The 24,947-nt window shown below is 46.5% G+C and carries 20 protein-coding genes; 2 read left to right on the forward strand and 18 right to left on the reverse strand.

The window, feature by feature from the left end; genetic code table 11:
• Positions 1–5: 5 nt before the first annotated feature.
• The 11 genes from AC6RGY_RS06065 to AC6RGY_RS06115 all read right to left on the reverse strand — a co-directional run bounded on the left by AC6RGY_RS06065 (position 6) and on the right by AC6RGY_RS06115 (position 12,572).
• Positions 6–251 carry a DUF3243 domain-containing protein gene (locus AC6RGY_RS06065; protein ID WP_499860585.1) on the reverse strand — a complete coding sequence of 82 codons (246 nt, stop codon included), beginning with the start codon at positions 249–251 and terminating at the stop codon, positions 6–8.
• A 112-nt stretch (positions 252–363) separates the two neighbouring features.
• Positions 364–1,116, reverse strand: coding sequence for an elongation factor P 5-aminopentanone reductase (ymfI, locus tag AC6RGY_RS06070; protein ID WP_499860587.1), 753 nt, complete (start codon positions 1,114–1,116; stop codon positions 364–366).
• 500 nt (positions 1,117–1,616) lie between these two features.
• A complete protein-coding gene (yfmH, locus tag AC6RGY_RS06075; RefSeq protein ID WP_499860589.1) occupies positions 1,617–2,897 on the reverse strand; it encodes an EF-P 5-aminopentanol modification-associated protein YfmH in 1,281 nt (426 codons plus the stop codon).
• Positions 2,884–4,188 carry an EF-P 5-aminopentanol modification-associated protein YfmF gene (gene yfmF, locus AC6RGY_RS06080; protein ID WP_499860590.1) on the reverse strand — a complete coding sequence of 435 codons (1,305 nt, stop codon included), beginning with the start codon at positions 4,186–4,188 and terminating at the stop codon, positions 2,884–2,886. The genes yfmH and yfmF overlap by 14 nt, the downstream gene beginning before the upstream one ends.
• 164 nt (positions 4,189–4,352) lie before the next feature.
• The gene (locus tag AC6RGY_RS06085; protein ID WP_499860592.1) at positions 4,353–5,282 is read right to left on the reverse strand and encodes an ABC transporter permease; all 930 of its coding nucleotides are present in this window, start codon (positions 5,280–5,282) and stop codon (positions 4,353–4,355) included.
• Entirely contained in the window at positions 5,275–6,345 is a 1,071-nt protein-coding gene (locus tag AC6RGY_RS06090) for an ABC transporter permease (protein ID WP_499860593.1), read from the reverse strand. Before AC6RGY_RS06090 ends, AC6RGY_RS06085 begins: the two co-directional genes overlap by 8 nt.
• 6 nt (positions 6,346–6,351) lie before the next feature.
• Positions 6,352–7,869: an ABC transporter ATP-binding protein gene (locus tag AC6RGY_RS06095; RefSeq protein ID WP_499860596.1), complete on the reverse strand. Its 1,518-nt coding sequence runs from the start codon at positions 7,867–7,869 to the stop codon at positions 6,352–6,354.
• A gap of 78 nt (positions 7,870–7,947) precedes the next feature.
• On the reverse strand, positions 7,948–8,991 hold the full coding sequence (locus AC6RGY_RS06100) for a BMP family lipoprotein (RefSeq protein WP_499860599.1): 1,044 nt from the start codon (positions 8,989–8,991) through the stop codon (positions 7,948–7,950).
• A gap of 201 nt (positions 8,992–9,192) precedes the next feature.
• Positions 9,193–11,499 carry a DNA translocase FtsK gene (locus AC6RGY_RS06105; RefSeq protein WP_499860601.1) on the reverse strand — a complete coding sequence of 769 codons (2,307 nt, stop codon included), beginning with the start codon at positions 11,497–11,499 and terminating at the stop codon, positions 9,193–9,195.
• Between the two features lie 96 nt (positions 11,500–11,595).
• Positions 11,596–11,817 carry a YlzJ-like family protein gene (locus AC6RGY_RS06110; protein WP_499860604.1) on the reverse strand — a complete coding sequence of 74 codons (222 nt, stop codon included), beginning with the start codon at positions 11,815–11,817 and terminating at the stop codon, positions 11,596–11,598.
• On the reverse strand, positions 11,814–12,572 hold the full coding sequence (locus AC6RGY_RS06115; RefSeq protein WP_499860607.1) for a ClpP family protease: 759 nt from the start codon (positions 12,570–12,572) through the stop codon (positions 11,814–11,816). Before AC6RGY_RS06115 ends, AC6RGY_RS06110 begins: the two co-directional genes overlap by 4 nt.
• Positions 12,573–13,179: 607 nt before the next feature.
• Here AC6RGY_RS06115 and AC6RGY_RS06120 point away from each other — a divergent pair.
• Together AC6RGY_RS06120 and AC6RGY_RS06125 are read left to right on the forward strand one after the other, a co-directional pair.
• Positions 13,180–13,485 carry an SRPBCC family protein gene (locus AC6RGY_RS06120; RefSeq protein ID WP_499860611.1) on the forward strand — a complete coding sequence of 102 codons (306 nt, stop codon included), beginning with the start codon at positions 13,180–13,182 and terminating at the stop codon, positions 13,483–13,485.
• A 343-nt stretch (positions 13,486–13,828) separates the two neighbouring features.
• Positions 13,829–14,101 (forward strand): hypothetical protein, encoded by a 273-nt coding sequence (locus tag AC6RGY_RS06125; protein ID WP_499860615.1) that lies wholly within the window; start codon positions 13,829–13,831, stop codon positions 14,099–14,101.
• A 120-nt stretch (positions 14,102–14,221) separates the two neighbouring features.
• Here the strand turns inward: AC6RGY_RS06125 and AC6RGY_RS06130 are convergent, their stop codons facing one another.
• From AC6RGY_RS06130 to dpsA, 7 genes are all read right to left on the reverse strand, one after another.
• Entirely contained in the window at positions 14,222–17,530 is a 3,309-nt protein-coding gene (locus tag AC6RGY_RS06130; RefSeq protein ID WP_499860617.1) for a DEAD/DEAH box helicase, read from the reverse strand.
• 253 nt (positions 17,531–17,783) lie between these two features.
• Positions 17,784–19,463, reverse strand: coding sequence for a ribonuclease J (locus AC6RGY_RS06135; RefSeq protein ID WP_499860619.1), 1,680 nt, complete (start codon positions 19,461–19,463; stop codon positions 17,784–17,786).
• A gap of 204 nt (positions 19,464–19,667) precedes the next feature.
• A complete protein-coding gene (gene dapA, locus AC6RGY_RS06140; RefSeq protein ID WP_499860623.1) occupies positions 19,668–20,537 on the reverse strand; it encodes a 4-hydroxy-tetrahydrodipicolinate synthase in 870 nt (289 codons plus the stop codon).
• A 310-nt stretch (positions 20,538–20,847) separates the two neighbouring features.
• Positions 20,848–22,077, reverse strand: coding sequence for an aspartate kinase (dapG, locus tag AC6RGY_RS06145; RefSeq protein WP_499860627.1), 1,230 nt, complete (start codon positions 22,075–22,077; stop codon positions 20,848–20,850).
• Positions 22,078–22,095: 18 nt separating this feature from the next.
• Positions 22,096–23,142 (reverse strand): aspartate-semialdehyde dehydrogenase, encoded by a 1,047-nt coding sequence (locus AC6RGY_RS06150; protein ID WP_499860629.1) that lies wholly within the window; start codon positions 23,140–23,142, stop codon positions 22,096–22,098.
• Positions 23,143–23,375: 233 nt separating this feature from the next.
• Positions 23,376–23,978 (reverse strand): dipicolinate synthase subunit B, encoded by a 603-nt coding sequence (locus AC6RGY_RS06155; RefSeq protein WP_499860632.1) that lies wholly within the window; start codon positions 23,976–23,978, stop codon positions 23,376–23,378.
• Positions 23,975–24,874, reverse strand: a complete 900-nt coding sequence (gene dpsA / locus AC6RGY_RS06160; protein ID WP_499860634.1) for a dipicolinate synthase subunit DpsA — start codon at positions 24,872–24,874, stop codon at positions 23,975–23,977. Before dpsA ends, AC6RGY_RS06155 begins: the two co-directional genes overlap by 4 nt.
• Positions 24,875–24,947 lie beyond the last annotated feature (73 nt).

Below are 24,947 nucleotides of genomic sequence, written 5' to 3' on the forward strand. Positions count from 1 at the left end.
GACGATTAGTGCTTCACCAATTTCACCATTAGGTTGGCGATGGTATGTTGCTCCTCATCTGAAGCCACATCCCACAGTTCTTTTAACACACGCTCCTGGTGGTTTTTAGGATCTACTCCTTTGGCTAAGTAATCACCCAGTTGATAAGCCATGTTGCTAATCGTCTGTTGATCGACGCCTAGATTTTCTGCCTGATCCAAACGCTCATTCAAGAAGCTTTTCCACTGCTGAAAGTTATCTAAAACAGACATGTTCTTTCCCCCTTGTATTCATCAAGAATGGTCCGACGTAAGGTAAGCGGATTCCTCCATTCCTGCTTTCTAAGGGTAATATGTCCTTCAAGGCAACTTTCTATACAGCGAACTAACAATACCATCCACCATTCATGTGCAAGATTTGCCCGGTTAGGTAACGCGCTTTTTCTTCACACAAGTATCCGATGAGAGAAGCGATTTCTTCAGAATGCCCCAAACGACCAAGCGGAATCTCTTCTGCGAGCGCGACCTGTTCTGCCTGTGTCAGAACATCAGTTACCATATCCGTCTCAATCGCGCCCGGAGCTACTCCATTGACGGTGATTTGAGAAGGGGCCAGTTCTTTTGCCAGAGAACGCACCAGCCCATTAATGGCCCCCTTCGCGGTCGCATACAGTACTTCGCCGGCACCACCCGCTTCCGACCAGATGGAGGAGAGCAATATAATCCGTCCATCCCGCCTCCTAATCATCTCCTCCATCACCGCTTGAATCAGGTACAATGCCCCCCGCACATGAACATCCATCATTTGATCAAAATCCGTATCGGTCATATCTTGGACCAGTCCCATCTGAGCAACGCCTGCACTATGTACGAGTATGGAAGGAGCTTCTCCTAATTCCCAACGGACAACTTGCAAGCCCTCTTCTACCGCGCCTCTCGATCGTACATCCATTTGAACGGGTATCGCCCGAACTCCATAAGTGGAACAGCTTTGTACGGTTTCATGTGCTTCTTTCTCAGCGTGGAGGTAACCCACGGCTACATCTATTCCCATCTGAGCCAACCTTTTTGCCGTGGCGCTACCAATTCCACGACTTCCTCCGGAAATAAAGGCGACTTGCCGCTTATTTTTTTGCATGAATATACCTCCTATGTATGTATTGAACTACTGTTATAAGTTCATCACCCTCGAAGAGTGTAAACCGTTATAGAATCCCAAATAATCTACTCCATGTCTATGTATTGAAGCAACGATACAAAATATATCTAATACTCTCATAGTGTTGTTGTAAATAGCCAGGTATCTTTTTTCGGCTGTCCGAAAACGTTATCACTGCCACTCCAAGAGATTCCCTGCGGGTGAAAGCTCATGAGCCGTGGATCATGGCACGAAGGGAGATGCCGCCGCCCATCAACCACGCCACGAGAGAACTTGAAAATCCCATACAATCTGCTTCCATCCAGCGCAGGAGTCACACCATGGAAACTTCCTATCCAAAGAACCTAGATAGAGACTTCCATAAAAAAGGCTGTGAGCCCCCTCATGAGTACCCACAGCCATAATCGTAAATTGCATTCCTCTTATTCACAAGTCAAAGGACGGGAAGATTCCTTTACTTTATGATAACGGGCCCTACGCTACATCGGTTTAATAATAGAAGCTGCGAAACTTTTTTCATGAAGGTGTTCGCGGAAACGACGATTAATATCTTCTACGCTCATCGCTTCTAATACCGGTAGATAACGCAACAGACTGCTACCATTGAGCCAAAGTCCCGTAAAGTTATTGGCTACCCACTCAGGAGAGTTGAAAGCTTTGACCATGCGCCCCATCTCTTTCTTGCGCAAACGCTCAAATTCCGCTTCAGAGATCCCCTGCTCTATACGACGCGGAAGCTCTTTTTGAACACGTTCCAGCAAGCGATCGGGATTGGAGGTATCACCACCGATGGCAGAAAAGCCAAAGCCCCTTTCCAGGGTATAGCCTCCGCCAAATTGCTCATCGATCAAACCTTCATCATAGAGGGACTGATAAAAGTCAGAGCCACTTCCGAAGATGGACTCCAACATCAAGTCAGTAGACAACTGTTGTTTGAGATAGTCATCTCCTTTTGCTCCTAATTGCTGTTCTTTAAAGCCGAAGGTACATTTGGAAATTCCTACGTTTAGGTTTATTTCGTGACGCTTATTGGCTACTTGCTGAGGCTCTGTAGGGAAAAATCGCTCAATGTTCGGACGATCGTGAAACGGCTTTTTCTCTTGGTTTTGACGAACCAATTGCATTGTTTTTTCAGGGTCCATCGGTCCCACTACAAAGAGAATCATGTTGCTAGGGTGATAAAAAGTCTCATGACAAGTCGTCAGTACTTCTTTGTCGATGCGAGAGATCGACTCAATGGTACCCGCAATATCTATACGTACGGGATGTTCGCGATAGAGGGAACCGATTAACCCGAAATAAGCTTGCCAATCGGGATTATCTTCGTACATTCGAATTTCTTGCCCGATAATCCCCTTCTCTTTCTCTACATTTTCGTCAGTCAAGTAGAGACTCTGCACGAAATTGAGCAATGTATTCAAGTTTTGATCGACATTTTCCGTACAGGAGAAAAGATAGGAGGTGCGATTAAAAGCGGTAAAAGCGTTGGCAGAAGCCCCTTGTTGCGAGAACTGTTGAAAGACATCTCCCTCTTTCTCTTCAAACATCTTATGCTCGAGAAAGTGAGCAATCCCATCGGGGACCTGGTTCTCTTCCTCTCCTGGGAGGCGAAAATGATTGTCGATCGAGCCATAGTTCGTCGTAAAAATGGCATAGGTCTTCACATAGTCCGGGCGCGGAAGCAGAACCACCGTTAATCCATTGGAAAGCTGTTCACGATAATACGTCTCTTGTAATTGTTCGTCTCTAAGTGGCTCCATTCGTTTTTCCCTCCTCAGCATCCCGTAAAAAGTAAATCGTGTCCAACTCCACTTTTTGCGCGACACGGCGTACGTCTTCTACTTGCACAGCTTCAATGGCTTGAAGCGTCTCTTCCAAAGAGCGTTTCCGGCCACTGAGCACGTGGTGATATTCATAATCGATCAGTTCAACCGCACGGTCTTGACGGGCCCGCATCTGATTGGATAGCATCGCCTTCGTCTGCCCCAATTCCATGTCAGAGATTTCTCCTTGCCTCATGGCTTCCAGTTGCTTTTTGATGATATCCACCGTCTGCTCATAATTCTCCACTTCAATTCCGGCTTGAATCATCATGATGCCCTTGTGACTTTCCAGTCGCGAAGAAGCGTAATAAGCAAGGCTCGCTTTTTCCCTCACATTGATAAATAACTTGGAGTGAGGAAACCCTCCGAAAATGCCATTGTAGACAAGCAGAGGGATATAATCGTCATCTGCCATAGTCAAATGTGTTCGACATCCAAGATTTAGCTTTCCTTGCTTCACATCCATTCGCTCGACTACTTCGCGAATCTCACCCACCTGTTGCTTTGTTGCTCCTACACGAACAGGATCCTCCATTCGCTCTGTGCCAGGAGTTGGGAAGTGAAGCTTGAGTAGTTTTTCCACCTGTTCGGCAGAAACGTTGCCCATCACATAAATATCGAGGGGCTGTGTGGCCAACATATCCTGATAATATGTATACAGGGATCGGGCATCAATTGTAGAAAGGTCTTCCATGCGACCCAGACTGGAAAGAGCAAATGGCTCTTCTTTGCACATCTCCTCTGTCGCCCGTTGTGACGCATAACGAATCTTATCATCCTTGAGTGCCTCTATCCGCTGCTTTAAATTTTTCTTCTCCGCTTCAACATATGCGGGTAAAAAGCCCTCGTTCTCTGTTGCTGGCTGAAATAATAGTTCACCTAGGAAAGCAATTCCCTGTTCGAGTAAGTTTACTTGATCGGGTAAATACGTTTCGTTGGCCAGCTCCATCCCTAACTGCAGAATATGGCGCTCTCCACGTTTGAACGCACCTGAGTAAAGAACGGCTCCATATAGGGACTCTAACTTCCGCTTTAGCTCCACCGTCGTCGGATAAGATTTTGTTCCTCGCTCCAATACATTGGGGAGTAACGCGGTTTGTGTAACCGTATCCGGAGACAGTTGTTGCTGAATCATTGCGATAACCACATTTGTTTTAAATTTATCTGATGATGAAATGTGCAAACGGTAGTTTCCCATGGAGATTGTTTCAAATGGTGCAATCGTCATGCCAACACCTCACCTTCCATTTTTTAATAGGGGATTCTAGACAAGATCGACTTCACTACTATTATATCCCTCCTTGCTCGTGATTTTACACCATTTTTTTCATCTCTTAAACCCTTGAAAAAAGAGTGCACCTCCATTGGACATAGGAGGTGCACTCTTTTTTTCTAGCGGGTTCCTTTTTCAAACGGTTTGCCTAATGCGGATGGCGCTTCCGCACGACCGACAAATCCTGCCAAAGCCAGGATGGTTAATATATACGGAGTCATATTGAGTACGCCACTAGGGACATAATCAGTGAGTCCTTGTAGTTGCCCCACCAAAGCAAGAGCAACCGTCAATCCAAAGAAGCTGGCCGCTGCAAATGCACCCAGTGGATGCCACTTCCCAAAGATAAGTGCTGCCAGAGCGATAAAGCCTTGTCCAGCGATCGTGGTCGCACTAAATTCGTTCCCAATAGCAATCGATAATCCCGCCCCACCAAGGGCTGCTAATGAACCACTGATTAACACAGCCACATAGCGCATTTTGATTACACTTACACCACTCGTCTCTGCCGCATGCGGATGTTCCCCCACAGCCCGCAGTCTCATGCCAAAGGCGGTGTTGTAGAGAAGGAAATAAGTAACGATCACGACGATAATGGCTAGGTAGGACGTCGGATACATATTAAAGAAAGCAGGCCCTATGACAGGAATATCCTTCAAGACTGGAATAGCAATCTTATCCAACACAGTAACCGTTGGGGTCTGACCAGAATTAAATAAATGCTTAACCAAGTAAACCGCTATTCCTAAGGCGAGAAAGTTAATGGCTACCCCGCTCACAACCTGATCCGCTCTCAACGTGATGGAAGCGACTGCATGAGGAATAGCAATCACAATTCCGGCAAACAGGGAAAATAATAACCCTAACCACGGGCTACCTGTGTAGTGAGTGGTAACTGCCGCCGTAAAGGCACCAATGATCATCATTCCTTCTAGACCGATGTTTACCACACCGGAACGCTCCGAGTACAAGCCACCAATAGCCGTCAAAATCAAAGGAGTGGCGTAAATGACCATGGATTGCAGAATGTTGGATAAAACATCAAGCATCTTTCTCACCTCGCTTCTTTGAGCCAAATGCATCCATGAGGAGCTTAGAAATATTGGCAGCTACAAAATAAATGATGGCAGCAAATACAACTCGAATCACTTCAAACGGGACGCCAGGATCAAACTGCATGGCACCGCCACCGTACGTCAATATACCAAACAAGCCTGCCGACAGTACTGTCCCGATAACGGTATTGGCACCCAAGAGCGCCACTGCGATCCCATCAAAGCCAAGCCCAGTAAAGCCATCAGCAATCGCCATATACTCGAAGGTTCCCAAGATTTCTGTCGCCCCAGCAATCCCCGCAAAACCTCCGGAAATCATCATAGACATCACGATGTTACGATTAACATTCATGCCTGCATATTCAGCCGCATGTCGATTGTATCCCACGGCGCGCATTTCATAACCAAAGGTTGTCCGCCACAACAAGTAATACAGAAGAAAGGCTACGATGAGTGCCAAGAAGATACCAAAATTAATACGGGAGTTACCAAACAATGCCGACAACCAGTCCATTCGAATCGAAGCAGAATCCGCAATTCGATCCGTTTTATCTGCTCCTTCAGACAACCATTCACGAATGGCCACATTGGCTAAGTTAAGTGCAATAAAGTTCATCATGATGGTCGTCACCACCTCATGAACTCCCCTCTTCGCCTTCAAATACCCAGGAATAAAAGCCCATAATGCTCCTGCGAGTGCCCCTGCCAAAATAGCCACTGCCGCATGAATCCCTGGAGGAAGGGAGAGTTGGGTTCCTACAATCACCGCCGCTAGTGAGCCGACGATCAATTGACCTTCCACCCCGATGTTAAACAAGCCTGTACGAAAGGCAAGGGCAACAGCCAGTCCAGTAAGGATCAAAGGGGTTACTTGCCTTAGTGTTTCTCCCATATCATAGGGTTCTAAGAAAGCCGAGCGGAAAAGTTCTGCATACGCCACCAGCGGGTTGTACCCAGCGATCAACATAAAGATCGCTCCAACCACCAGTCCCAATATGATGGATACCAGGGAAAGAACGAGGGGAGATTGCCGGTTAATCTTCATAATGGATTGCATTTATGCCTACACCTCCTGTTCCTGTTTCCCTGAGGACATGAGTAGACCCAATTCCTCTTCGGTTGCTGTTTCTGGATCCACCCAACCCACGATCTTGCCTTCATATATAACAGCAATGCGGTCGCTCAAATTCCGCACTTCGTCCAATTCCATTGATATCAACAAGACAGCTTTTCCTTTGTCCCGTTGTTCAATTAACCGCTTATGAATAAATTCAATTGCACCCACATCCAGCCCACGTGTAGGTTGGGCGGCAATCAATAGGTCTGGGTCCTGATCCACTTCACGAGCGATAATACCTTTCTGTTGGTTCCCTCCCGAAAGGGCACGTGCAGGAGTATGCTCGTTTTGTGTCCGTACATCAAACTCTTCAATCAGCTTTTTAGCATATTTAAATACCTCAGGATACTTCATGGTCATCCCACGAGCAAAAGGTGATTGATTGTATGTTTTTAAGACCATATTCTCACCAATGGAAAAGTCGAGCACCAATCCACGTTTATGACGGTCTTCTGGGATATGGCCCACACCTGCGCGATCGATCGTCCGTGGAGTTGCTCCCGTAAGCTCCTCCTCTTTTAACCGGACCCTACCTGCTTCCACTTTTCTGAGCCCAGTAATCGCTTCAATCAACTCGGATTGACCGTTTCCATCCACGCCAGCAATCCCTACGATTTCACCGGCTCGCACCTCTAAATTCAACTCATCGACGGCACGTAAACCGCGATGATCATTTACCACTAAGTTTTCCACTTTTAATACCGTCTCTTGCGCCTCTCTTTTCTCCTTATCCACTGAGAAGGTTACTTCACGACCCACCATCTTCGTCGCCAGTTCATTCTCGTCGGTTTCCGTCACCGTCAAGGAGTCAATGACGCGCCCGCGACGAATCACCGTAACCGTATCACACACGCTCATAATTTCTTTCAGCTTATGAGTAATAAAGATAATCGTCTTTCCTTCTTGCACTAAGTTTTTCATAATGGTAAGAAGTTCTTCTACTTCTTTTGGTCCCAAAACCGCTGTGGGCTCATCAAAAATCAACACATCCGCACCACGATACAAGGTTTTTAAAATCTCCACTCGCTGTTGCATGCCTACCGAGATATCTCTTATTTTGGCTTTCGGGTCCACTTGTAATCCATATTTATCGGAAAGGGCTTGTACTTCTTTTTCAGCTTGAGCGCGATCGATAAACAGCCCTTTCTTCTTCTCCGCACCCAACATAATATTTTCTGTTACGGTAAACGGTTCAACTAACATAAAATGCTGATGAACCATCCCGATCCCATACTTGTTGGCATCATTGGGACCACTTATGGTAGCGAGCTCCTCTTTAAGATGAATCTCCCCCTCATCGGGTTGATACAAACCAAATAGAACATTCATTAAGGTCGATTTCCCTGCCCCATTCTCACCCAATAAGGCGTGAATTTCTCCCTTTTTTACAGTCAAGTCGATGGAGTCATTGGCGACGAATCCATTAAAACGTTTGGTAATGCCTTTCATCTCCACTACATTCATATTGTGGCTCCCCCTTTCCTTGTAGCAGGTAAGGAGGCCAGCTAACGCTAGCCCCCTGTGAAATCAATATGCTCTTCGTTACTTCTTGAAAGTTTCAAGTTCGTCTTTGGTGGATGGAACTTCAATTTCTCCATCAATGATCTTCGTACGGAAATCTTCTACCTTTTTCAGAACCTCAGCAGAAGTATTGGTGCTACTGGTAGGTGCAATGCCCACTCCGTCTTCTTTCAATCCGAGCACAACTTCTTCTCCGCCTTTAAAGTTGCCTTCATTAAGGTCTTCAGCCACATCGTAAACCGCCACATCTACTTTCTTAATCATGGAGCTTAAGGTATGGCTTGGAGCCAGACCGGATTGATCCATATCCACACCGATCGCCCAATACTTCCCTTGCTCACGCTCTTTCACTTCACTGAATATCCCTTTACCTACACCACCAGAGGCATGATAAATGATATCCACATCGTTGTTATACATCCCGTTCGCGAGGGAACGTCCTTTTGCCGTATCGGTAAAGCTTTCTGCGTAAGCAACTTCTACTTCAGCATCTGGGTTTACAGCATGAACACCTGCACGGAAGCCCACTTCAAATTTCTCAATCAAAGGTGAAGTAATGCCTCCGACAAAGCCAACCTTATCTGTTTTCGTAGTTGCCCCTGCGATAACCCCCATCAAGAACGAACCTTCATGCTCTTTAAATGTAACCGCTACCACATTATCCGGAATCTCTCCACCTAAGTTGGAATCCACAATCCCTAATTTCGCATCTGGGAATTGATTCGCAACATCGACCATGGCTTCTTGAAATTTAAATCCAATGCCCCAAGTAAGAGAGTAGTCATCACGGACCAGCTTGGTCAAGTTCGGGATGTAATCCGCATCTTGCTTAGACTCTAAGTATTTCACTTCTGCTCCAAGATCCGCTTGCGCCTTTTTCATGCCTTCCCAAGAAGTCTGGTTAAAGGATTCGTCATTGATCCCGCCCGTATCTGTAACCAGACCCAATTTGAGGTCTCCTTCACTCTTGCTATCTGTACCTTCTTCTCCTCCACCGGAGGTTCCACATGCGCTCAGTACCAACATGGCACACAACATCAATAACAGCCAGCTCTTTTTCTTCACTCAAATTACCCCTTTTCAAAAGTAATGGGACCTGATCGACTCATTTAGACGACAATGTAAAGGCTGTGATCCCTTTTTACCTTTCCGAAGCATATCTTTATTGTCTATTGCGTTCTACTAATTACGGAAAGAATGAAAGCTGTCCCAACACATTTATACCATACCCATTTCTCTTGTGCCACGTTTTTTAATAAAACTTTGTCACACAGAAATATTTTGCTGTGAATGCCATTGTTCTTGCGAGATCAATACCTCGCGTGGCTTACTTCCTTCATACGGACCCACAACCCCGCGATTTTCCATCATGTCAATTAAGCGCGCGGCACGTGTATAGCCTACCCGCAAGCGTCTTTGCAACAGGGAAGCAGATGCCGCTTTCGATTCCACCACCAGTTGAACAGCACGTGGATAAAGTTCATCATCTGCATTTTGATCTAACGTAGGCTCTTCTTGATCTGGGATCATCTCTTGTTGGTAACTAGCTTCTTGTTGATCTTTTACATAATGAACGATTTTCTCTACCTCTTGATCGGAGACAAATACCCCCTGAATACGCGTCGGTTTGGAAGAACCCACAGGCAGATAGAGAAGATCTCCTTGACCGAGTAATTTTTCTGCCCCATTGCCATCCAAAATGGTGCGTGAATCCACTTGAGAAGAGACAGCAAAAGCGATCCGCGAAGGAATGTTTGCCTTTATCACTCCTGTAATGACATCAACCGAAGGACGTTGCGTGGCTAAGATTAGGTGAATGCCTGCCGCTCTAGCCATTTGTGCCAATCGACTGATGGCATCTTCCACATCCTGCGGAGCCACAATCATCAAGTCAGCCAACTCATCTACGATAACAACGATATAGGGCAAGGGGGAGACTCCCTCTTCTCCGCTCTCCCGTACCATCTGGTTGTATCGCTCAATCTCACGTGCACCCGATTGGGCGAATAATTCGTAGCGCTTTTCCATTTCTGCTACTACTTTTTTAAGAGCGATAGCCGCCTTACGCGCGTCTGTCACAACAGGTGCCAATAAATGAGGAATCCCATTATAGACGTTCAATTCCACTCGCTTCGGATCAATCATCATCAACTTTACTTCTTGTGGCTTTGCCTTGTAGAGAAGACTGGTGATAATCCCATTGATACAGACACTTTTACCTGAACCGGTCGCCCCAGCCACTAAAACGTGAGGCATCCTTGCTAAATCAGCTACGATAGCTTCCCCAGAAATGTCCCGCCCCAGGGCAATACTCAACTTGGATTTGGCCTCATGATATTGCGAACTCTCCAGTACATCGCGTAGGCCAACGATAGACACTTCCTGATTAGGCACTTCAATCCCCACGGCCGCTTTTCCTGGGATAGGCGCTTCAATCCGAATGTCTTTCGCAGCCAGAGCCAAAGCAATATCGTCAGCCAAATTAACAATCCGACTCACTTTTACCCCGGTATGTGGTTGGACTTCGTAGCGTGTAACCGTCGGTCCACGATGAATTTGTGTAACTTCGGCTTTCACTCCAAAGCTTTCTAAGGTCTCTTCTAATTTTTTGGCGTTGGCCGTCATATCTTTGCGCTCGCGTCCTCGCCCTTGTCTCGCTGGCTTCTGCAAAAGGTTATAGGCAGGCAGACGATAAGAAGCCGCATCCGGCGAAGCTTTGTCTGGAGACAATTTCAAATCCAGCTCCCCGTCTTTTATGGACTCCTTCTTAGCAGAGCTATTCTCTCCATCCAGCGAAAGCGAAAGTTGCTCTGCTCTTCCCTTCTGCTCCAGTTCACGGTCAGCAAAGTCATGAATCACGGGCCGTTCTGATGATGAGTTCACCCGTTTCGGTGGCATGGCTGGGGCATCCGCCTTTTCTGGCTGGACTGGTGGTTGCTTTTCTTTGCTCCGGTACTCGCGCCAGCGTTGACTCACCGTGGTATTCCATGTACGAAGCTGTTCCATGCTTCCCTTCCGCATTGCCTGAAACAAGTTGACAAAGGAGAGACGAATGGTTAGCAAGATCCCCACTAACAGCAAAGCGACAATGGCAAAGGGAGTCCCCGTATGAGAAAAGAGATAAAGAAAGAGAGCATATCCTAGTGCTCCTATCAACCCTCCGCCAATATCCGTGGGCAAACGTGAATGTTGTTCTTCTAGTATCTTATCCCACGTCACCCGTAACACCGTACCTTCTTCGCCACTCGCTCTGAGCTGTTCAAAGGTATTCATGTGGTTCCATATCAAAAGAGCCAGTAAGATTAATAATACCCCCGTCCAGCGTGCAGACCATTTCTGTGGCCAGGAGCGCTTATACATAATGTACCCAGCAACCACCATCCCCATCAGCGGAATGAGGAAATCAAAGGTTCCCACGATAAAACGTGACAGATAGCTGAGTGATCGCCCCACAGCGCCTAAGCGCGCCATCGCAATCAAGGATAGGGTGAAAAGGGCAATCCCATAAATTTCAAAACGAATCGCTCGCTGTAAAGTCTCCTGTTTCTTCTGTTTTCTCTTTTTCTTAGGCATAGAGCTTTTCACCTTCTTTACGTGCTCGTCTCTAGCCTCATTATAGCATGGAAACTCTCCCCATACTGCTTCGATCTGTATCCCCACTTCCCAACCCTAGATTGTCGGAATCATATGGAGCGGGCTTCCTGGCTGAAGACGAGGATGTAGATAGTGAGCGGGGTCGGACGAAAGGAGGCGCACGATTTGCGCCTCTCCGGCGGCATTCATCGATACTTCCATCGTGATCCCATCTACAACCACCTCTTTGGTTTCAGGAACAGGTCGTTCCGGGTCCATAAAGATTAGCTCATGAGGAATGACGGTGTAATGAATCATTGGATCACCTCTTGCGCCGGTCTGCGCTCCTGCACGAGGCGATTCAATTCCTGTAAGGCATGACCCAGTCCGCCTACGCGATCGATAAGGCCGTACTTAACAGCATCTTCTCCAATCAGGTTCGTCCCGATATCGCGAGCCAAGTCTCCTGTCTGGAACATCAGTTTACGGAACGTTTTTTCATCCACATTCGAGTGTGTTTCGACGAAACGAACCACCCGGTCTTGCATTTTTTCTAGATATTCAAAGGTTTGCGGAACACCGATCACCAAACCCGTCAACCGCACAGGGTGGATGATCATGGTGGCCGACTCCGCAATGAAGGAAACATCCGCAGCTACCGCGATCGGAACCCCAATGCTATGCCCGCCACCCAGTACCAGTGACACAGTCGGTTTGCTCATGGTTGAGATCATTTCTGCAATCGCTAATCCTGCTTCCACATCCCCACCTACTGTATTTAAAATCACCGCCATTCCTTCAATCTTGGGGTTTTGCTCAGCTGCAATCAACTGAGGAATGACGTGCTCATATTTGGTGGTTTTATTTTGCGATGGCATCAGAAGGTGGCCCTCGATCTGGCCTACGACAGTTAAACAATGAATATTGGATTCTGCCTTTGGGACATTGGTCTGCCCCAACTTTTCTATCGCATCCATCACCGTTTTACGTTCTTCATTTTGTCCTTCATTTTGTTCTTCTTTTTGTTCTTCTTGCTGTTTGTCGTTCTGTTGGTCATTTCCTTGGTTTCCCATGTTATACCCTCCTTTAACGCTCATTAGTATGCACCACTGGAGGGGACTGGCATACAAAAGGAGGAAGTCTTCTCTTTTAGACGGAAAAGATTCGGATTTTAATACGTTTTCGGGCGTCTGTTGATTTGATAAGAGCTTTTTTGAAAACACACATGGTCTATGTAGGTTACAATGCCCCAGATAAAAACAGACTACATGAGAGTACCAGGTTCTCTCGCAACGCGGTTGACGGGCAGGCGGTATCTCCTATCGTTGCCTGCACGGCTCAGAGTCTCTCAAGGAGAAATTGTTCTCCTATCCTCCAATCATGCTTATGGTTAGCTTTAATAGAACGAAGAAGGGGGTAAAGGATAAGAGAAAGAACTAGGTGCCTTAACCATCACTCCTAGACGTCAAGTCAAAAGGAGATCACCATTTTAGTTTCTATAATTTACAATAATAAAAAAGGAGGCCTCCTATGCACCATGTCAAGCGTACGATGATTCTCCCACTTTCTATGGAAGAAACGTGGGATTTCTTTACCGATATCCGTAATATTAAAGTCGTCTCCCCTGCATCTCACAAACTTCGGTTGTAATTCCCCCATGGATCACGCGTTCACCCCGGGATGCTCTTTTCTATTCAGATGCGTCCACTGCCTGGAGTTCGGGTTACCTGGACAAGCGTGGTCAGTCACGTCACAGAATACGAATCCTTCATCGATCAACAGCTGGCTGGTCCCTTCGCTTTCTGGCATCATAAACACACTTTCTCTCCAGTAAAAGACGGTGTTATGGTGACCGACAGTGTAAGTTATCAGCTCCCCGGAGGAGCAGCTGGGCGAGCCGTTCATTCCCTCTTTGTCGCTAAACAAATAGAGAAGTTTTTTACTGAGCGCGCGCGAGGGATAGAGAGGGCTCTATCACTAGCTTAATACCTCTTTGGGGGCGCTTTGATTTATAATGATGAACAAGTGAGTGAAGGAAGAGAGGGACTGCCTTGGAAGCTTATTTAGATATATGTGTACCGTATATTCCAAAATTACAATCATTAGAGGAAGAGAAGGTGAGATGGGGAGGTCATCTCTATTCACAAGAGCCTCGCATATTCAAATGGAGTGGTGATTACGGAGATGTCACATTTGAGACGATAAAGTTGTTCCCCGAATTGCTAGATAAATACTCGTCCCCTACTGTACACCATCAAATGGTTGAGAGCACACCTGATAACTATGTAGATCAACGTGGCTCTCTTGTTCTTTTAATTTACGAGGTAAGATGGATGCACTAGAGCAATTATACCGATCGCATTTCTGGCCAGAAAGCTTTTGGTATGGTACTCCCACTCCCATTGAGGACTTCCTTCCTCTTTTATTGCACGCATTGCCTAAATGGGTTCTGCTCTTTCATATTATTGATACAGACTTCCCTCCACTAAAGATGAAGGAAGAAGATGTTATGCTGGCCATTAAAGATCGCTATAAAGAGTATGGAGAAAGGCCATTTTTTGAACCATCAGGTTTTATTACCTGGAAGGGGTCAGAAACATAAATACCTGATATTCTCCTTAACTCCGTCTCGATAGATTATTCTTTTTTCACCCTCCGTTGCCCCTCCATTCAAGCTAGGAGGGACAACGGAGGGTTCTTCTCATATCAATATCTTCTAATGCTAAATACTAAGTATCTCCCGGATATCTTCTTCACCCAGAGAAGTAATCATTTGTTCACCAGGTTGAATCACTTGATCAAATAACGCTTTCTTTTTTTGCTGCAACTCATGGATCTTCTCTTCAATCGTTCCGCGAGCGATCATCTTGATTACTTGTACCGTCTTCTTTTGTCCAAAGCGGTGGGCACGATCGGCCGCTTGTTGCTCTACAGCAGGGTTCCACCATAAGTCATAAAGGATAACCGTGTCCGCACCGGTTAGATTGAGCCCTGTTCCTCCTGCCTTGAGGGAAATCAAGAAGATATCCTTCTCTCCTTGATTAAAGCGATTAACCATCTCCAAACGATTTTTACTCGGAGTCTGGCCGTCAAGATAATGGTAGGGAACCTCTTTTGCTTTAAGGAGATTCTGAATCAGGGCCAGCATACTGGTAAACTGAGAAAAAATGAGCACCCTCCGCCGGTTGAGTAGTAACTCTTCCACCAACTCTGCTAACTGCTCAAACTTCCCCGCACCCTTGGTATAGTTCTCTAAATAGAGCGAAGGGTGACAGCAAATTTGCCGTAAGCGAGTAAGGCCAGCTAGGATTTTCATACGGCTCTTCTGAAAGCCTTCCGTACGCAGCGCTTGTACTGCATCCGCTTGAATTTTCCCTAGTGTATCTACATAGATCGCCTTTTGCTCACTAGTTAGCTCGGATACTTGATTGGTCTCTATCTTATCGGGAAGCTCGGTCAACACTTCTTGCTTCATGCGACGCAAGATAAAGGGGCGAACCCGTTTGGCAATTTGTTCGGTAGATAATTCACGAAAGCGGCGCTGACTCGGAAAGATCCCCGGAAGAATCACTTCAAAAATCGAAGCCAGCTCTTCAATTTTATTCTCAATCGGTGTTCCACTAAGTGCAAAGCGCGTCCCCGCATGTAACCGTTTCACTGCTTGAGCTGTTTGTGATTGTCGGTTTTTAAAGGATTGTGCTTCGTCTAGAATGAGGGTCTGAAACTCCCGTTGTGCGTACCATTCAATATCCCGCCGTAACAGTGGATAGGAGGTAATCACCACATCCACTTCTTCCATCTCACTCAGCAACGTTTGGCGTTCAGACACGGTACCCGCAACAACCACAGCCTGCAGATGAGGGGCAAAGCGGCGACACTCATCCTCCCAGTTATAGATTAGGGAAGCCGGAGCTACCACTAGTGCCGGTGGAAGAGAAGAAGTTCCTTCTTTCTCCAGGTTCTGCTCTCGTTCAGAGAGGATAAAAGACAGAGCTTGCAAGGTTTTTCCCAATCCCATATCATCCGCTAGTATCCCACCCAAGCGATAGTGAGCCAGTGTCTTCATCCATTCATAGCCGAACCGCTGGTAGTCACGTAAAATAGGCGCAACGGAGGCAGGAGGTTCAAAAGCCAAGTTTTCTGGATCTTTGATATCCCGCACCAAGCGGCGAAAACGGCTCCCTCTCTTCACATCCACCCCTTGTTCCTGAGCCATCTCGTTTACTTGCATAGCACGCAGAGCAGGCAATTTCATCATCTGCCCCTCAATAAATGGTTGATCCCCCTCTTGCATGAGCTGGTGTACCAACTGAAAGCCTTCGTTCTCCAGTGCGACAAACTCACCCGTCGGCAGACGGTAGTACTTCTTCTTTTCGCGTAAAGCGCGGGTGAGGTTATTCCAATCTTGCTCCTCAATATCTGGGAGGTCAAACTGAATCTCCAGCCAATTCATGCCCCGATCCAGCTCAATTGCAGGAGCCAGTGCCTCTGGCTCATCCAAAGAAATGGCTTCTACACGCTCTGTTGAGTAAATTTCAGCCTGCTTCTCTAGTTGTGGCAAGTAATCGTAGAGAAAAGCAAACAGCTCTTCTTCCCCTTCTAGATACAATTCATTTCCATTGAAGTGGAACCCCGCCTGTTCAAATATGTTCATAACCGTCTGTTCTTTGGCTGTATCACGGATCAAGATTCTTTCCTCTTCATCTTGCTCCTCCTGCTTTACAAAAGGGTCCAACACCTCTTCCCCATATTGATAATGAATTTTGGCAGTCAACCGTTCATTTTCATCAATTTCTTCCGTACGATCCAGGAAGACATCCACATGGAGCGGATATTGTACAATTTTTTTCGAGACACTTTCATCGATTGTTAAGCAATCTTCCTTTTGTAAGACCGGCAAGACCGTCGAAGCAAACTCCTCGATTTGTTCAGGTAAAATATACAGCTTCCCTTCTGGTAGTTCATCCATTTCCTGAGAAAAAGGAAGCAAATATCTCTGTTGATTTTGCGTCAAGGTAAATAGCTCTCCTGCCCGGAAACATAATCCCTCATCCGTTAAACGAACCATCTCTTCATCATGTTCATTCTGCATCACAAACAAGTCATTCTCTTCCGTTAGTGAAAAAGAAAAAGGAACTTCATCACTACTTCGAACCAGATGTGTGTAGGGGGCATCATCAAACTCATCCGTCAACTCATAGTGCCCTTCCGGTAGAAGGGTTAAAAACTCTTCGATTCGTTGCGGGGGAATAAGTAACGAACGCTTATCCAACTGTTCGTCGTACCAACCAGATACTAATAGTTGTTTATAAAGGGACTCTTCTCGCACCAGCTCATATAAAAAGCGCAACATCTCACGATCCGTGTCGTTAAAAAACTGCTGAGACGGATAATATGTAAACGTTTTGGTAAATGGTAACTCTTCTCTGGATTGGAAAGAAGAAAGAAACTGACGTATATCCTTCACAACATAGAGACGCTTCGGACCGATCCGCATTTGCAAAGATAAATGGCGATCCATCAATCGACTCCGGTTTGGCATCTGTAGGATGAGTTCATAATAGGCGTGTAACTCTTCTTTATCCCTTTCGTTCTCGCTCCTATTCCCCTTCTCTTCGATGGCAGGGCTCTCAACTAAGAAGTGCTCCATCATGCTTTCTGCTCGCCTCCGGTGCCCTTCCTTCACCCAAGGTGGTAACCCTCCTATCCCTGTCAAACGACCATTGTTTACAACGGTGTATTCAAAGAGGTGGATCAGAACTGCCACAATATGCTTACAAAAGCCAAAGTAAGAAGCTGCAGCAGGACAAGAACAGGTAGCATCCTGTAATTTTCCTTCTTTACCACAGTAAATGTTCACAAGGTATGAATCTTCGTTTTGTCCAACTACAGTCGCTTCATATCCTTGTTCATTCAAGATGGATTGGAGCCGATTGATTCTACCCGCTTCATAATAGTGAACCCCTTTGTTATAGGTAGAGGGATTCGCGCTTCGTCGTTGGATTTCTTCTAAGGTGGTCACCAATGACATGCTTATGCTCTCCTTTTTGGTTGCTCCCATTCAAATCTCTTCAATGTGCTTATCCTTTCATTCTAGCATACGGACCTCACTTCATTCTCTTGCTTAGTATAGACGGTCGTTTTCATAGGTAAACGTAGCGAGCGAAGTCCTCAATAACAGACCGTGTTTACGAATAGGAGCAGAGAATATCCAAACTCCCATAAATTCCCTATATATGTATAAAGCCGCCTTCTCTATAATGAGAAGACGGCTTCCTACTTTCTTACACTTCCATGATGATCGGCAAGATCATCGGACGACGGCGCGTGCGGTCGTATAAGAAGCGACTTAAGGAATCACGGATGCTCGTCTTGAGAGACGACCATTCACTTACTTGATCACGGACACATCGCTCCAGCGTTTGGGTGACAATGCGGTTGGCTTCATCCAAGAGTTTCTCGGACTCTCTTACATAGACAAAACCACGGGAGATGATGTCCGGACCCGATAAGACGGTTCCATTTTGCTTACTTAACGTGACCACCACGACCAAAATTCCATCTTGCGATAACAGTTTACGGTCGCGAAGGACGATATTTCCTACATCGCCGACACCCAAACCATCAATGAGGACATTGCCTGTTCCCACTTTGGGACCATAACGCGCGCGTCCATTGACGAATTCAACTGTATCACCATTATCACAAATAAAGACATTCTCAGGACGTATACCAACAGATTCGGCAAGTTGGCCGTGAGCCCGCAACATGCGGTACTCACCATGAATCGGGATAAAATACTTGGGTTTGATTAAATTGAGCATGAGTTTGAGATCTTCTTGCGAACCATGCCCGGAAACGTGAACTTGCTGTTGTGCTCCTGGGTTGTAGATCACTTCTGCTCCTGCACGGAACAGTTGATCTACCACTTTGGCTACAAACTTCTCGTTCCCTGGAATGGGGTGAGAGGCCAAGATTACCGTATCGCCAGGTACAATATCAATCTTGCGATGAGAGCCATGCGCCATTCGTGTCAGCGCTGACATCGGTTCTCCTTGACTACCCGTCGAGATGACCGCTACCTTATGAGCCGGTAGACGACCAATTTCATCAGGATCAATGATGAGTCCATCTGGAACATCGAGATACCCTAGTTCCGTACTGATGTTCGTCACATTTACCATACTGCGCCCCATAACAGCCAGCTTACGACCAGAGGCCACAGTAGCATCTACCACTTGTTGAATGCGATGAACATTGGAAGCAAAGGTAGCAACAATGATCCGTTGTTTCGATTTTTGGAAGACATCGTGAATCGCTTCTCCGACTCCCTTCTCCGACCCTGTAAATCCAGGTTTCTCTGCGTTGGTGCTATCAGAGAGGAGAGCCAAGACATTCTTCTTCCCGATTTCTGCCATTTTATGAAGTTCTGCTTCTTGCCCATTGACCGGATTCATATCAAACTTAAAGTCACCGGTGTGGACCACCAAACCATCTGGTGTGTCTAAGCAAACTCCGACAGAATCCGGAATGCTATGGTTCGTTTTGAAATAAGTAGCAGTCATTGAGCCAAGACGAACCTCCGACGAGGAAGAAATCAAAATTCTCTTTGTCTCATTTAGCAGATGCGCTTCCCGTAATTTGTGCTCAATAAGTCCCATGGTCAGCTTTGTTGCATAGATAGGTACATTTAGCTGACGCAAGATATACGGCAAGCCTCCAATATGATCCTCATGCCCATGTGTAATAATAATCCCGCGTACTTTATCTTTGTTCTCTACGAGGTACGAAATATCCGGAATGACAACATCAATGCCTAGCATCTCATCTTCCGGAAACATCAACCCCGAGTCCACTACGACAATATCGTTATCGTACTGGATGACGTACATATTTTTCCCGATTTCATCCAACCCACCGAGTGCAAAAATCGTACATTTGCCTCGCGAGTTGTTTCGACTCAAAAGTGTATCCCCTTTCAGTGTTTCATTTTTTATAATACCCGAAACCGCACAAGTCACTTACATGTATTATACACGAATAGAAATTGGAGTTGCAAGCAGGAATAACAAAAATGGATACGTATAGTGTAAAAGGGCGGAAAGCTCGATCATAATAGAGGAAAAAGCCCGATGGTTCATCGGACTTTTTCCTCACCATCATTTCCTTTACGATTGTGCTAAAACCGCATTCATCTGCCCAGCTTCCGTTTCCGTTAGTTGGATGACAGGAAGACGTACATGAGCATCGCAGAGCCCTTTGCGCGCAAGAGCATATTTGAGTGGGGCCGGACTGGACGTCATAAAGACGGCTTGCACAAGCGGGAGCAACTGCTGATGAATTTGTGTTGCTCGCTTTACATCGCCAGTAAAGTAAGACTTCATCATGTCATTCATCTCTCTCCCTGCAAGGTGGCTGACGACACTTACTACGCCCGTGGCACCCGCAGATAAGTAAGGAAGGAGAAGTTCATCAACTCCTGAGTACAATTCCACGCCCTCGGGAAGCAGTGTGGCTAGTTCCGTCACTTGTACCAGATCTCCACTCGCTTCTTTTACCGCTACCACATTATCCAACTGAGCGATACGCGCCATTGTCTCTGCGGTCATATTTATGCCCGTCCGTGGTGGCACATTGTAAATCATCACAGGCAGTGAGGTTGACTCAGCTACCGCACGAAAGTGCTGAACCATTCCGGCTTGCGATGGCTTATTATAATAAGGCGCCACCAACATCACACCATCAATGCCCGTTTTCGTAGCTTCTTGCGTTAGTGTTATCGAGCCTTTCGTATCATTGCTACCGGTCCCACCAATAATATTTACTCTGCCTTGATTATATTTCACCGCGAAGCGAAATAGTTCCAATTTTTCTTCAGTTGACAGGGTAGGGGATTCTCCCGTAGTGCCCGCAATAACGATCGATTCACTCCCTGTCGCAATCAGGTGATCCATCATCGTGCCTACGCTATCCCAGTCAATTTCACCTTTCGATTTCATCGGGGTTATCATCGCTGTTAATAAGCGGCCCAGTTTCATTACCATCCCTCCAGAAACACTTCTTCTTTCCATAATAACACATACATCCAGCAGTCTATCCTGCAATCGAAAAATAAAAGAAAGACGACACGATTCACATTGTATGCCAGGGAAACACCCCGTGACCATGGATCTACCTCGTAACGATCGCTTTACCCGCAACGAATGTCGTATCTTTCCTCCATTTCAACTAATGTTAGTATACAACAAATCAAAAGTCGACATGGAAATCGGATCGTGTACTAAAAGAGAAAAACCCCGTCTTGCTTGCACAAGGCAAGCAAAGCGGGGGAAACAGCGATTATCTCATTTACCATTCTTCATTACTCTCATGTAAATGGAAGGTTCGATGTAAAGCACGGACAGCACGTACCATATCCAATCCACGTACCAGTACCCAGATGGTCGTGTGTGAATCAGCCGACTGCAAAATCGGAATATCCTCTTCTGTTAATGCCTCCACAATTTGAGACATCACCCCAGGCGAACCTTTCATGCCTGCACCGACCGCTGAAACTTTGGCACAATCTGGATGCAGGGTTGGCTCAAAACCTAGCTCCGTAAGAAGCGCTTCTGCGCGCTCTGCCACCTCATCAAAAACAGTATAGGCTACTCCACTGGGATTCACATTAATAAAATCTACACTGATTCCGTTCTCAGCCATCGCTTTGAATACTTGCAATTGCAGATCGTATTGCCCTTCCTTCGCCTTAATTTCAATTTGTGTGACATGAGGGACATGCGCAATTCCCGTAATGGGACGTTCATGTACTTCCCCCGCTAGCGGATGATCGGATGTAATTTGCGTTACCAATGTTCCCGGATGGTCGCTCAATGTAGAGCGTACACGGATCGGTACATTGGTTTGCATCGCAATCTCCACAGCACGCGGATGAATCACTTTGGCACCTTGAAAAGCCAAATTGCAGATTTCATTATACGTCACCATCGAGAGTGGCATCGCATCCTGTACAATCCGTGGGTCAGCTGTCATAATACCGACAACATCGGTGAAAATATCCACCCTTTTCGCTTGAAGAGCTACTCCCAAAGCCGTTGCTGTCGTATCACTACCCCCACGCCCCAAAGTCGTCACATCCCCTTCGGAAGAGGACCCTTGAAAACCGGTAACAATCACAAGTGAATGCTTCTCCAATTCTTTAAAGATACGATGTGGTTGAATGGAGGTAATTTGTGCATTGGTATAGTCATCAGTCGTCATAATACCCGCTTGTCCGCCCGTAAGGACACAGTTGGAGATCCCCACTTCATGTAGCAAACCTGACAAGGTCGTTGCAGAGATCATCTCACCGCAGCTAAGGAGAAGATCTCGCTCACGAGGCTGTAGCTGGCCATGCGCTTTAGACCAATCGAGTAAGGTATCGGTAGCAAAGGGGTCTCCACTTCGCCCCATTGCAGAGACGACAACGACCACTTGATTGCCCTCATCCATTTCGCGGCGAATGTGGTGGATGACTCGCTGTCTCGCCTCATCGGTCGCTAGCGAGGTACCGCCAAACTTTTGTACAATCATATCCATCTCTCTTTTTCCCCTTCTTCATCCCTCATTCTTGTTGAAACGGATCAAGCTCTCTGCAATCTGAACAGCATTCGTCGCTGCCCCTTTCAAGAGATTATCCGAAACCACCCACAGGTTTAAACCACGAGGATGAGTAAGATCTTTTCGCAAGCGCCCAACAAACACCTCCGGTTTCCCTTCTGCATCGAGAGGCATTGGATACACTTGAGCTGCTAAGTCATCTTTTAGGATGATGCCTTCTCCAGCCGCTAAAACTTGCCGCAACTCCTCCAGTTCAAACGCTTCCTTTAACTCAACATAGACAGATTCACTGTGGCCACGCTCCACCGGAACCCGCACACAAGTGGCAGTAAGTCCAATTTGATCATCCGCGAATATCTTCCTCGTCTCGCGAACCATCTTCATCTCTTCAAATGTATAACCCGCTTCATCAGGCGCATCACATTGCGGAATGACGTTAAAGGCAATCGGGTAATGTTCATCCAACTTGCCTACCGGCATCACTTCTGTTGTGGGCTTCTCACCCGCCAACACTTCTTTCGTCTGTGTGCGCAATTCTTCTACAGCCTTCCAGCCTGAGCCCGATACCGCTTGATAGGTGGAAACAATGATACGCTCCAGTCCATACCGGTCCAACAGTGGTTTTAACGCGACCACTAGTTGGATGGTAGAGCAATTGGGGTTAGCGATGATCCCACGATGCTGATGCAAAGTTTCTTCGTTTACTTCAGGTACCACCAGCGGAACATCAGCATCCATACGAAAAGCACTCGAATTATCGATGACAACCGCTCCGCGTTTGACTGCTTCGGGGGCAAGTGCTTTGCTCGTCTCGCCACCAGCGCTAAAAAGAGCGATATCGACACCGGTAAAAGCATCTGGTGTCGCTTCTCTAACCTCAATTTCTTCTCCCCGGAACGTCAATCGCTTACCGGCGGAACGTTTAGATGCTAATAGGCAGAGCTCCTTCATAGGCAGTGCCCGTTCTTCCAAATTTCGTAGCATCTCTTGTCCAACTGCACCCGTCGCCCCTACAACGGCGATAACCCATTGCTTTTCCTCCATCTACTTTCCCTCTCTTCCGCGACCCATTGTGTATTCTATTAGAACCCACACGCATGAGAAAGAAGCGAGAAAACACTGTATTCTGGCCTCTTCTCTTGAGTCTGTTCTCATTTTTTTATATGGTACTATGGCTATCGATTTTCCCCTATTGTACTCTCATTGATAATTTTTCTCAACCCTGATCCACGGAAGTCGGCACAAAAAAGAAAGGAGCAAGAAAGGTCTCCTTTCCATTATGAAGGTAAGTCGCGGTATCTTTCAATAATCATTGGCTGAATTTGTTTATTCTCTAATGCAGCACCAACCGTTTCGGGAATTAGATTCATTCGAGCCACCATCGACTTCGGTTTTCCTTCTGGGTTATCCTGCCCAAAAGGAACGAAGAAGATCTCTCCAATCGGAAGTAATTTGGCAATATTCGTTGCATTGAGTCCGAGTGCATCATTGGTTGATATCGCAATGACCACGGGTCGGTACGTCCTCATTTGTGCTTTTGCCGCCATCAACACAGGGCTGTCTGTAATCGCATTGGCTAATCGAGCTAATGAACCTCCCGTACACGGGGCAATCACGAGACAATCCAGTATCTTTTTGGGTCCTATTGGTTCTGCTTCAGGAATAGAAGAGATCAGATTCTCACCCGTGATCCCCTTAATCTTTGTCAGCCATTTTTCTGCGGTTCCAAACTTACTATCTACATTGGCTACCGTATAAGAAACAATGGGGATCACACGTGCTCCCTCATCAACGAGGCGTTGCATTTGGGGGAGGACTTCATCGTGCGTGCAATGAGAGCCGGTTAGAGCAAATCCGATGGTTTTCCCTGCTACATTCACAAGTTCCCACCTCCTTGCTCACTCTCTTTCAGCATATGTTCCGTCATGGTACGCGCCAACATACGACCCGCCGTTTTAGGTGCCACAATGCCCGGGAGACTGGGAGCAAGAATCGCTTTGATTCCACGCTTTTTGGCATAGTCAAAGTGAACGCCTCCCGGCTTAGAAGCAAGGTCAATAATCACCGTGTGATGGGGCAACTTACGAATCACTTGTTCTGTAACAATCGGAGCCGGTATCGTATTAAAAAGTAAATCGACAGCTGCCACACGACTCTCTAATAAATGTATAGGGAACGGTATCAAATTCATCTCATAGGCGCGAGCCATTTGCGCCGATTGCCGTAAACCCACCTCCACATGAGCGCCTAGTTGACGCAATGTTCGGCATAATGTCATCCCCACACGTCCAAATCCGAGCACAGTCGAGTTCGAACCATGAACGGTGAAATCTGTATTCTGAATCGCCATCATGAGTGCACCTTCCACTGTCGGAATGGAATTATAGATGGCAACATCGTCTCTGTTTAATAGCTCTACCAAACGAATCGCGTGTTTTTTGGCGAGCGCTTGTAAGTAAGACTTCGCCATTCCCGCATAAACGATACAGTGAGTAGGTAGTGCCAATAGAAGATCCTCTGTCAACACCAGTTCTTTATTCGTAAATACACTCTGAACCCGTCCCTCCTCATCGGGACCGACGATGGGTAACACCAACAAATCGACTGTCTTGAGTAACTTCGCTGATAACTCTTTGAGGCTGGCTCCACTGAGAGGTCGTTGCAGATTATCAAATCCAATGAGACTAACGGTAGCATCCAATTCTATGCATCGCTTCACTACTTCCAATTGCCGAGCATCTCCGCCCAGAAAGGCAACGTGCTTTCCTGTCAACATACTCACAAGACCCCTTTCCTGGTGCTTTTCGGGTACAGGAAATCGCCTTGCACATCTGCTCTATCTTATGAAG

Source organism: Mechercharimyces mesophilus, from assembly GCF_059818345.1.

Bases quoted from the DNA above. Each gene is read 5' to 3' on its own strand.
- AC6RGY_RS06115 (WP_499860607.1), bottom strand. From the start codon at position 12,572: ATGGGAAACCAAGGAAATGACCAACAGAACGACAAACAGCAAGAAGAA.
- dpsA (WP_499860634.1), bottom strand. From the start codon at position 24,874: ATGTTGACAGGAAAGCACGTTGCCTTTCTGGGCGGAGATGCTCGGCAA.
- AC6RGY_RS06130 (WP_499860617.1), bottom strand. From the start codon at position 17,530: ATGTCATTGGTGACCACCTTAGAAGAAATCCAACGACGAAGCGCGAAT.
- AC6RGY_RS06095 (WP_499860596.1), bottom strand. From the start codon at position 7,869: ATGAATGTAGTGGAGATGAAAGGCATTACCAAACGTTTTAATGGATTC.
- AC6RGY_RS06125 (WP_499860615.1), top strand. From the start codon at position 13,829: ATGGATGCACTAGAGCAATTATACCGATCGCATTTCTGGCCAGAAAGC.
- AC6RGY_RS06110 (WP_499860604.1), bottom strand. From the start codon at position 11,817: ATGATTCATTACACCGTCATTCCTCATGAGCTAATCTTTATGGACCCG.
- dapG (WP_499860627.1), bottom strand. From the start codon at position 22,077: ATGGATATGATTGTACAAAAGTTTGGCGGTACCTCGCTAGCGACCGAT.
- dapA (WP_499860623.1), bottom strand. From the start codon at position 20,537: ATGAAACTGGGCCGCTTATTAACAGCGATGATAACCCCGATGAAATCG.
- AC6RGY_RS06120 (WP_499860611.1), top strand. From the start codon at position 13,180: ATGCTCTTTTCTATTCAGATGCGTCCACTGCCTGGAGTTCGGGTTACC.
- AC6RGY_RS06065 (WP_499860585.1), bottom strand. From the start codon at position 251: ATGTCTGTTTTAGATAACTTTCAGCAGTGGAAAAGCTTCTTGAATGAG.
- AC6RGY_RS06085 (WP_499860592.1), bottom strand. From the start codon at position 5,282: ATGCTTGATGTTTTATCCAACATTCTGCAATCCATGGTCATTTACGCC.
- yfmF (WP_499860590.1), bottom strand. From the start codon at position 4,188: ATGACGATTGCACCATTTGAAACAATCTCCATGGGAAACTACCGTTTG.
- AC6RGY_RS06150 (WP_499860629.1), bottom strand. From the start codon at position 23,142: ATGGAGGAAAAGCAATGGGTTATCGCCGTTGTAGGGGCGACGGGTGCA.
- AC6RGY_RS06105 (WP_499860601.1), bottom strand. From the start codon at position 11,499: ATGCCTAAGAAAAAGAGAAAACAGAAGAAACAGGAGACTTTACAGCGA.
- AC6RGY_RS06090 (WP_499860593.1), bottom strand. From the start codon at position 6,345: ATGCAATCCATTATGAAGATTAACCGGCAATCTCCCCTCGTTCTTTCC.
- ymfI (WP_499860587.1), bottom strand. From the start codon at position 1,116: ATGCAAAAAAATAAGCGGCAAGTCGCCTTTATTTCCGGAGGAAGTCGT.
- yfmH (WP_499860589.1), bottom strand. From the start codon at position 2,897: ATGGAGCCACTTAGAGACGAACAATTACAAGAGACGTATTATCGTGAA.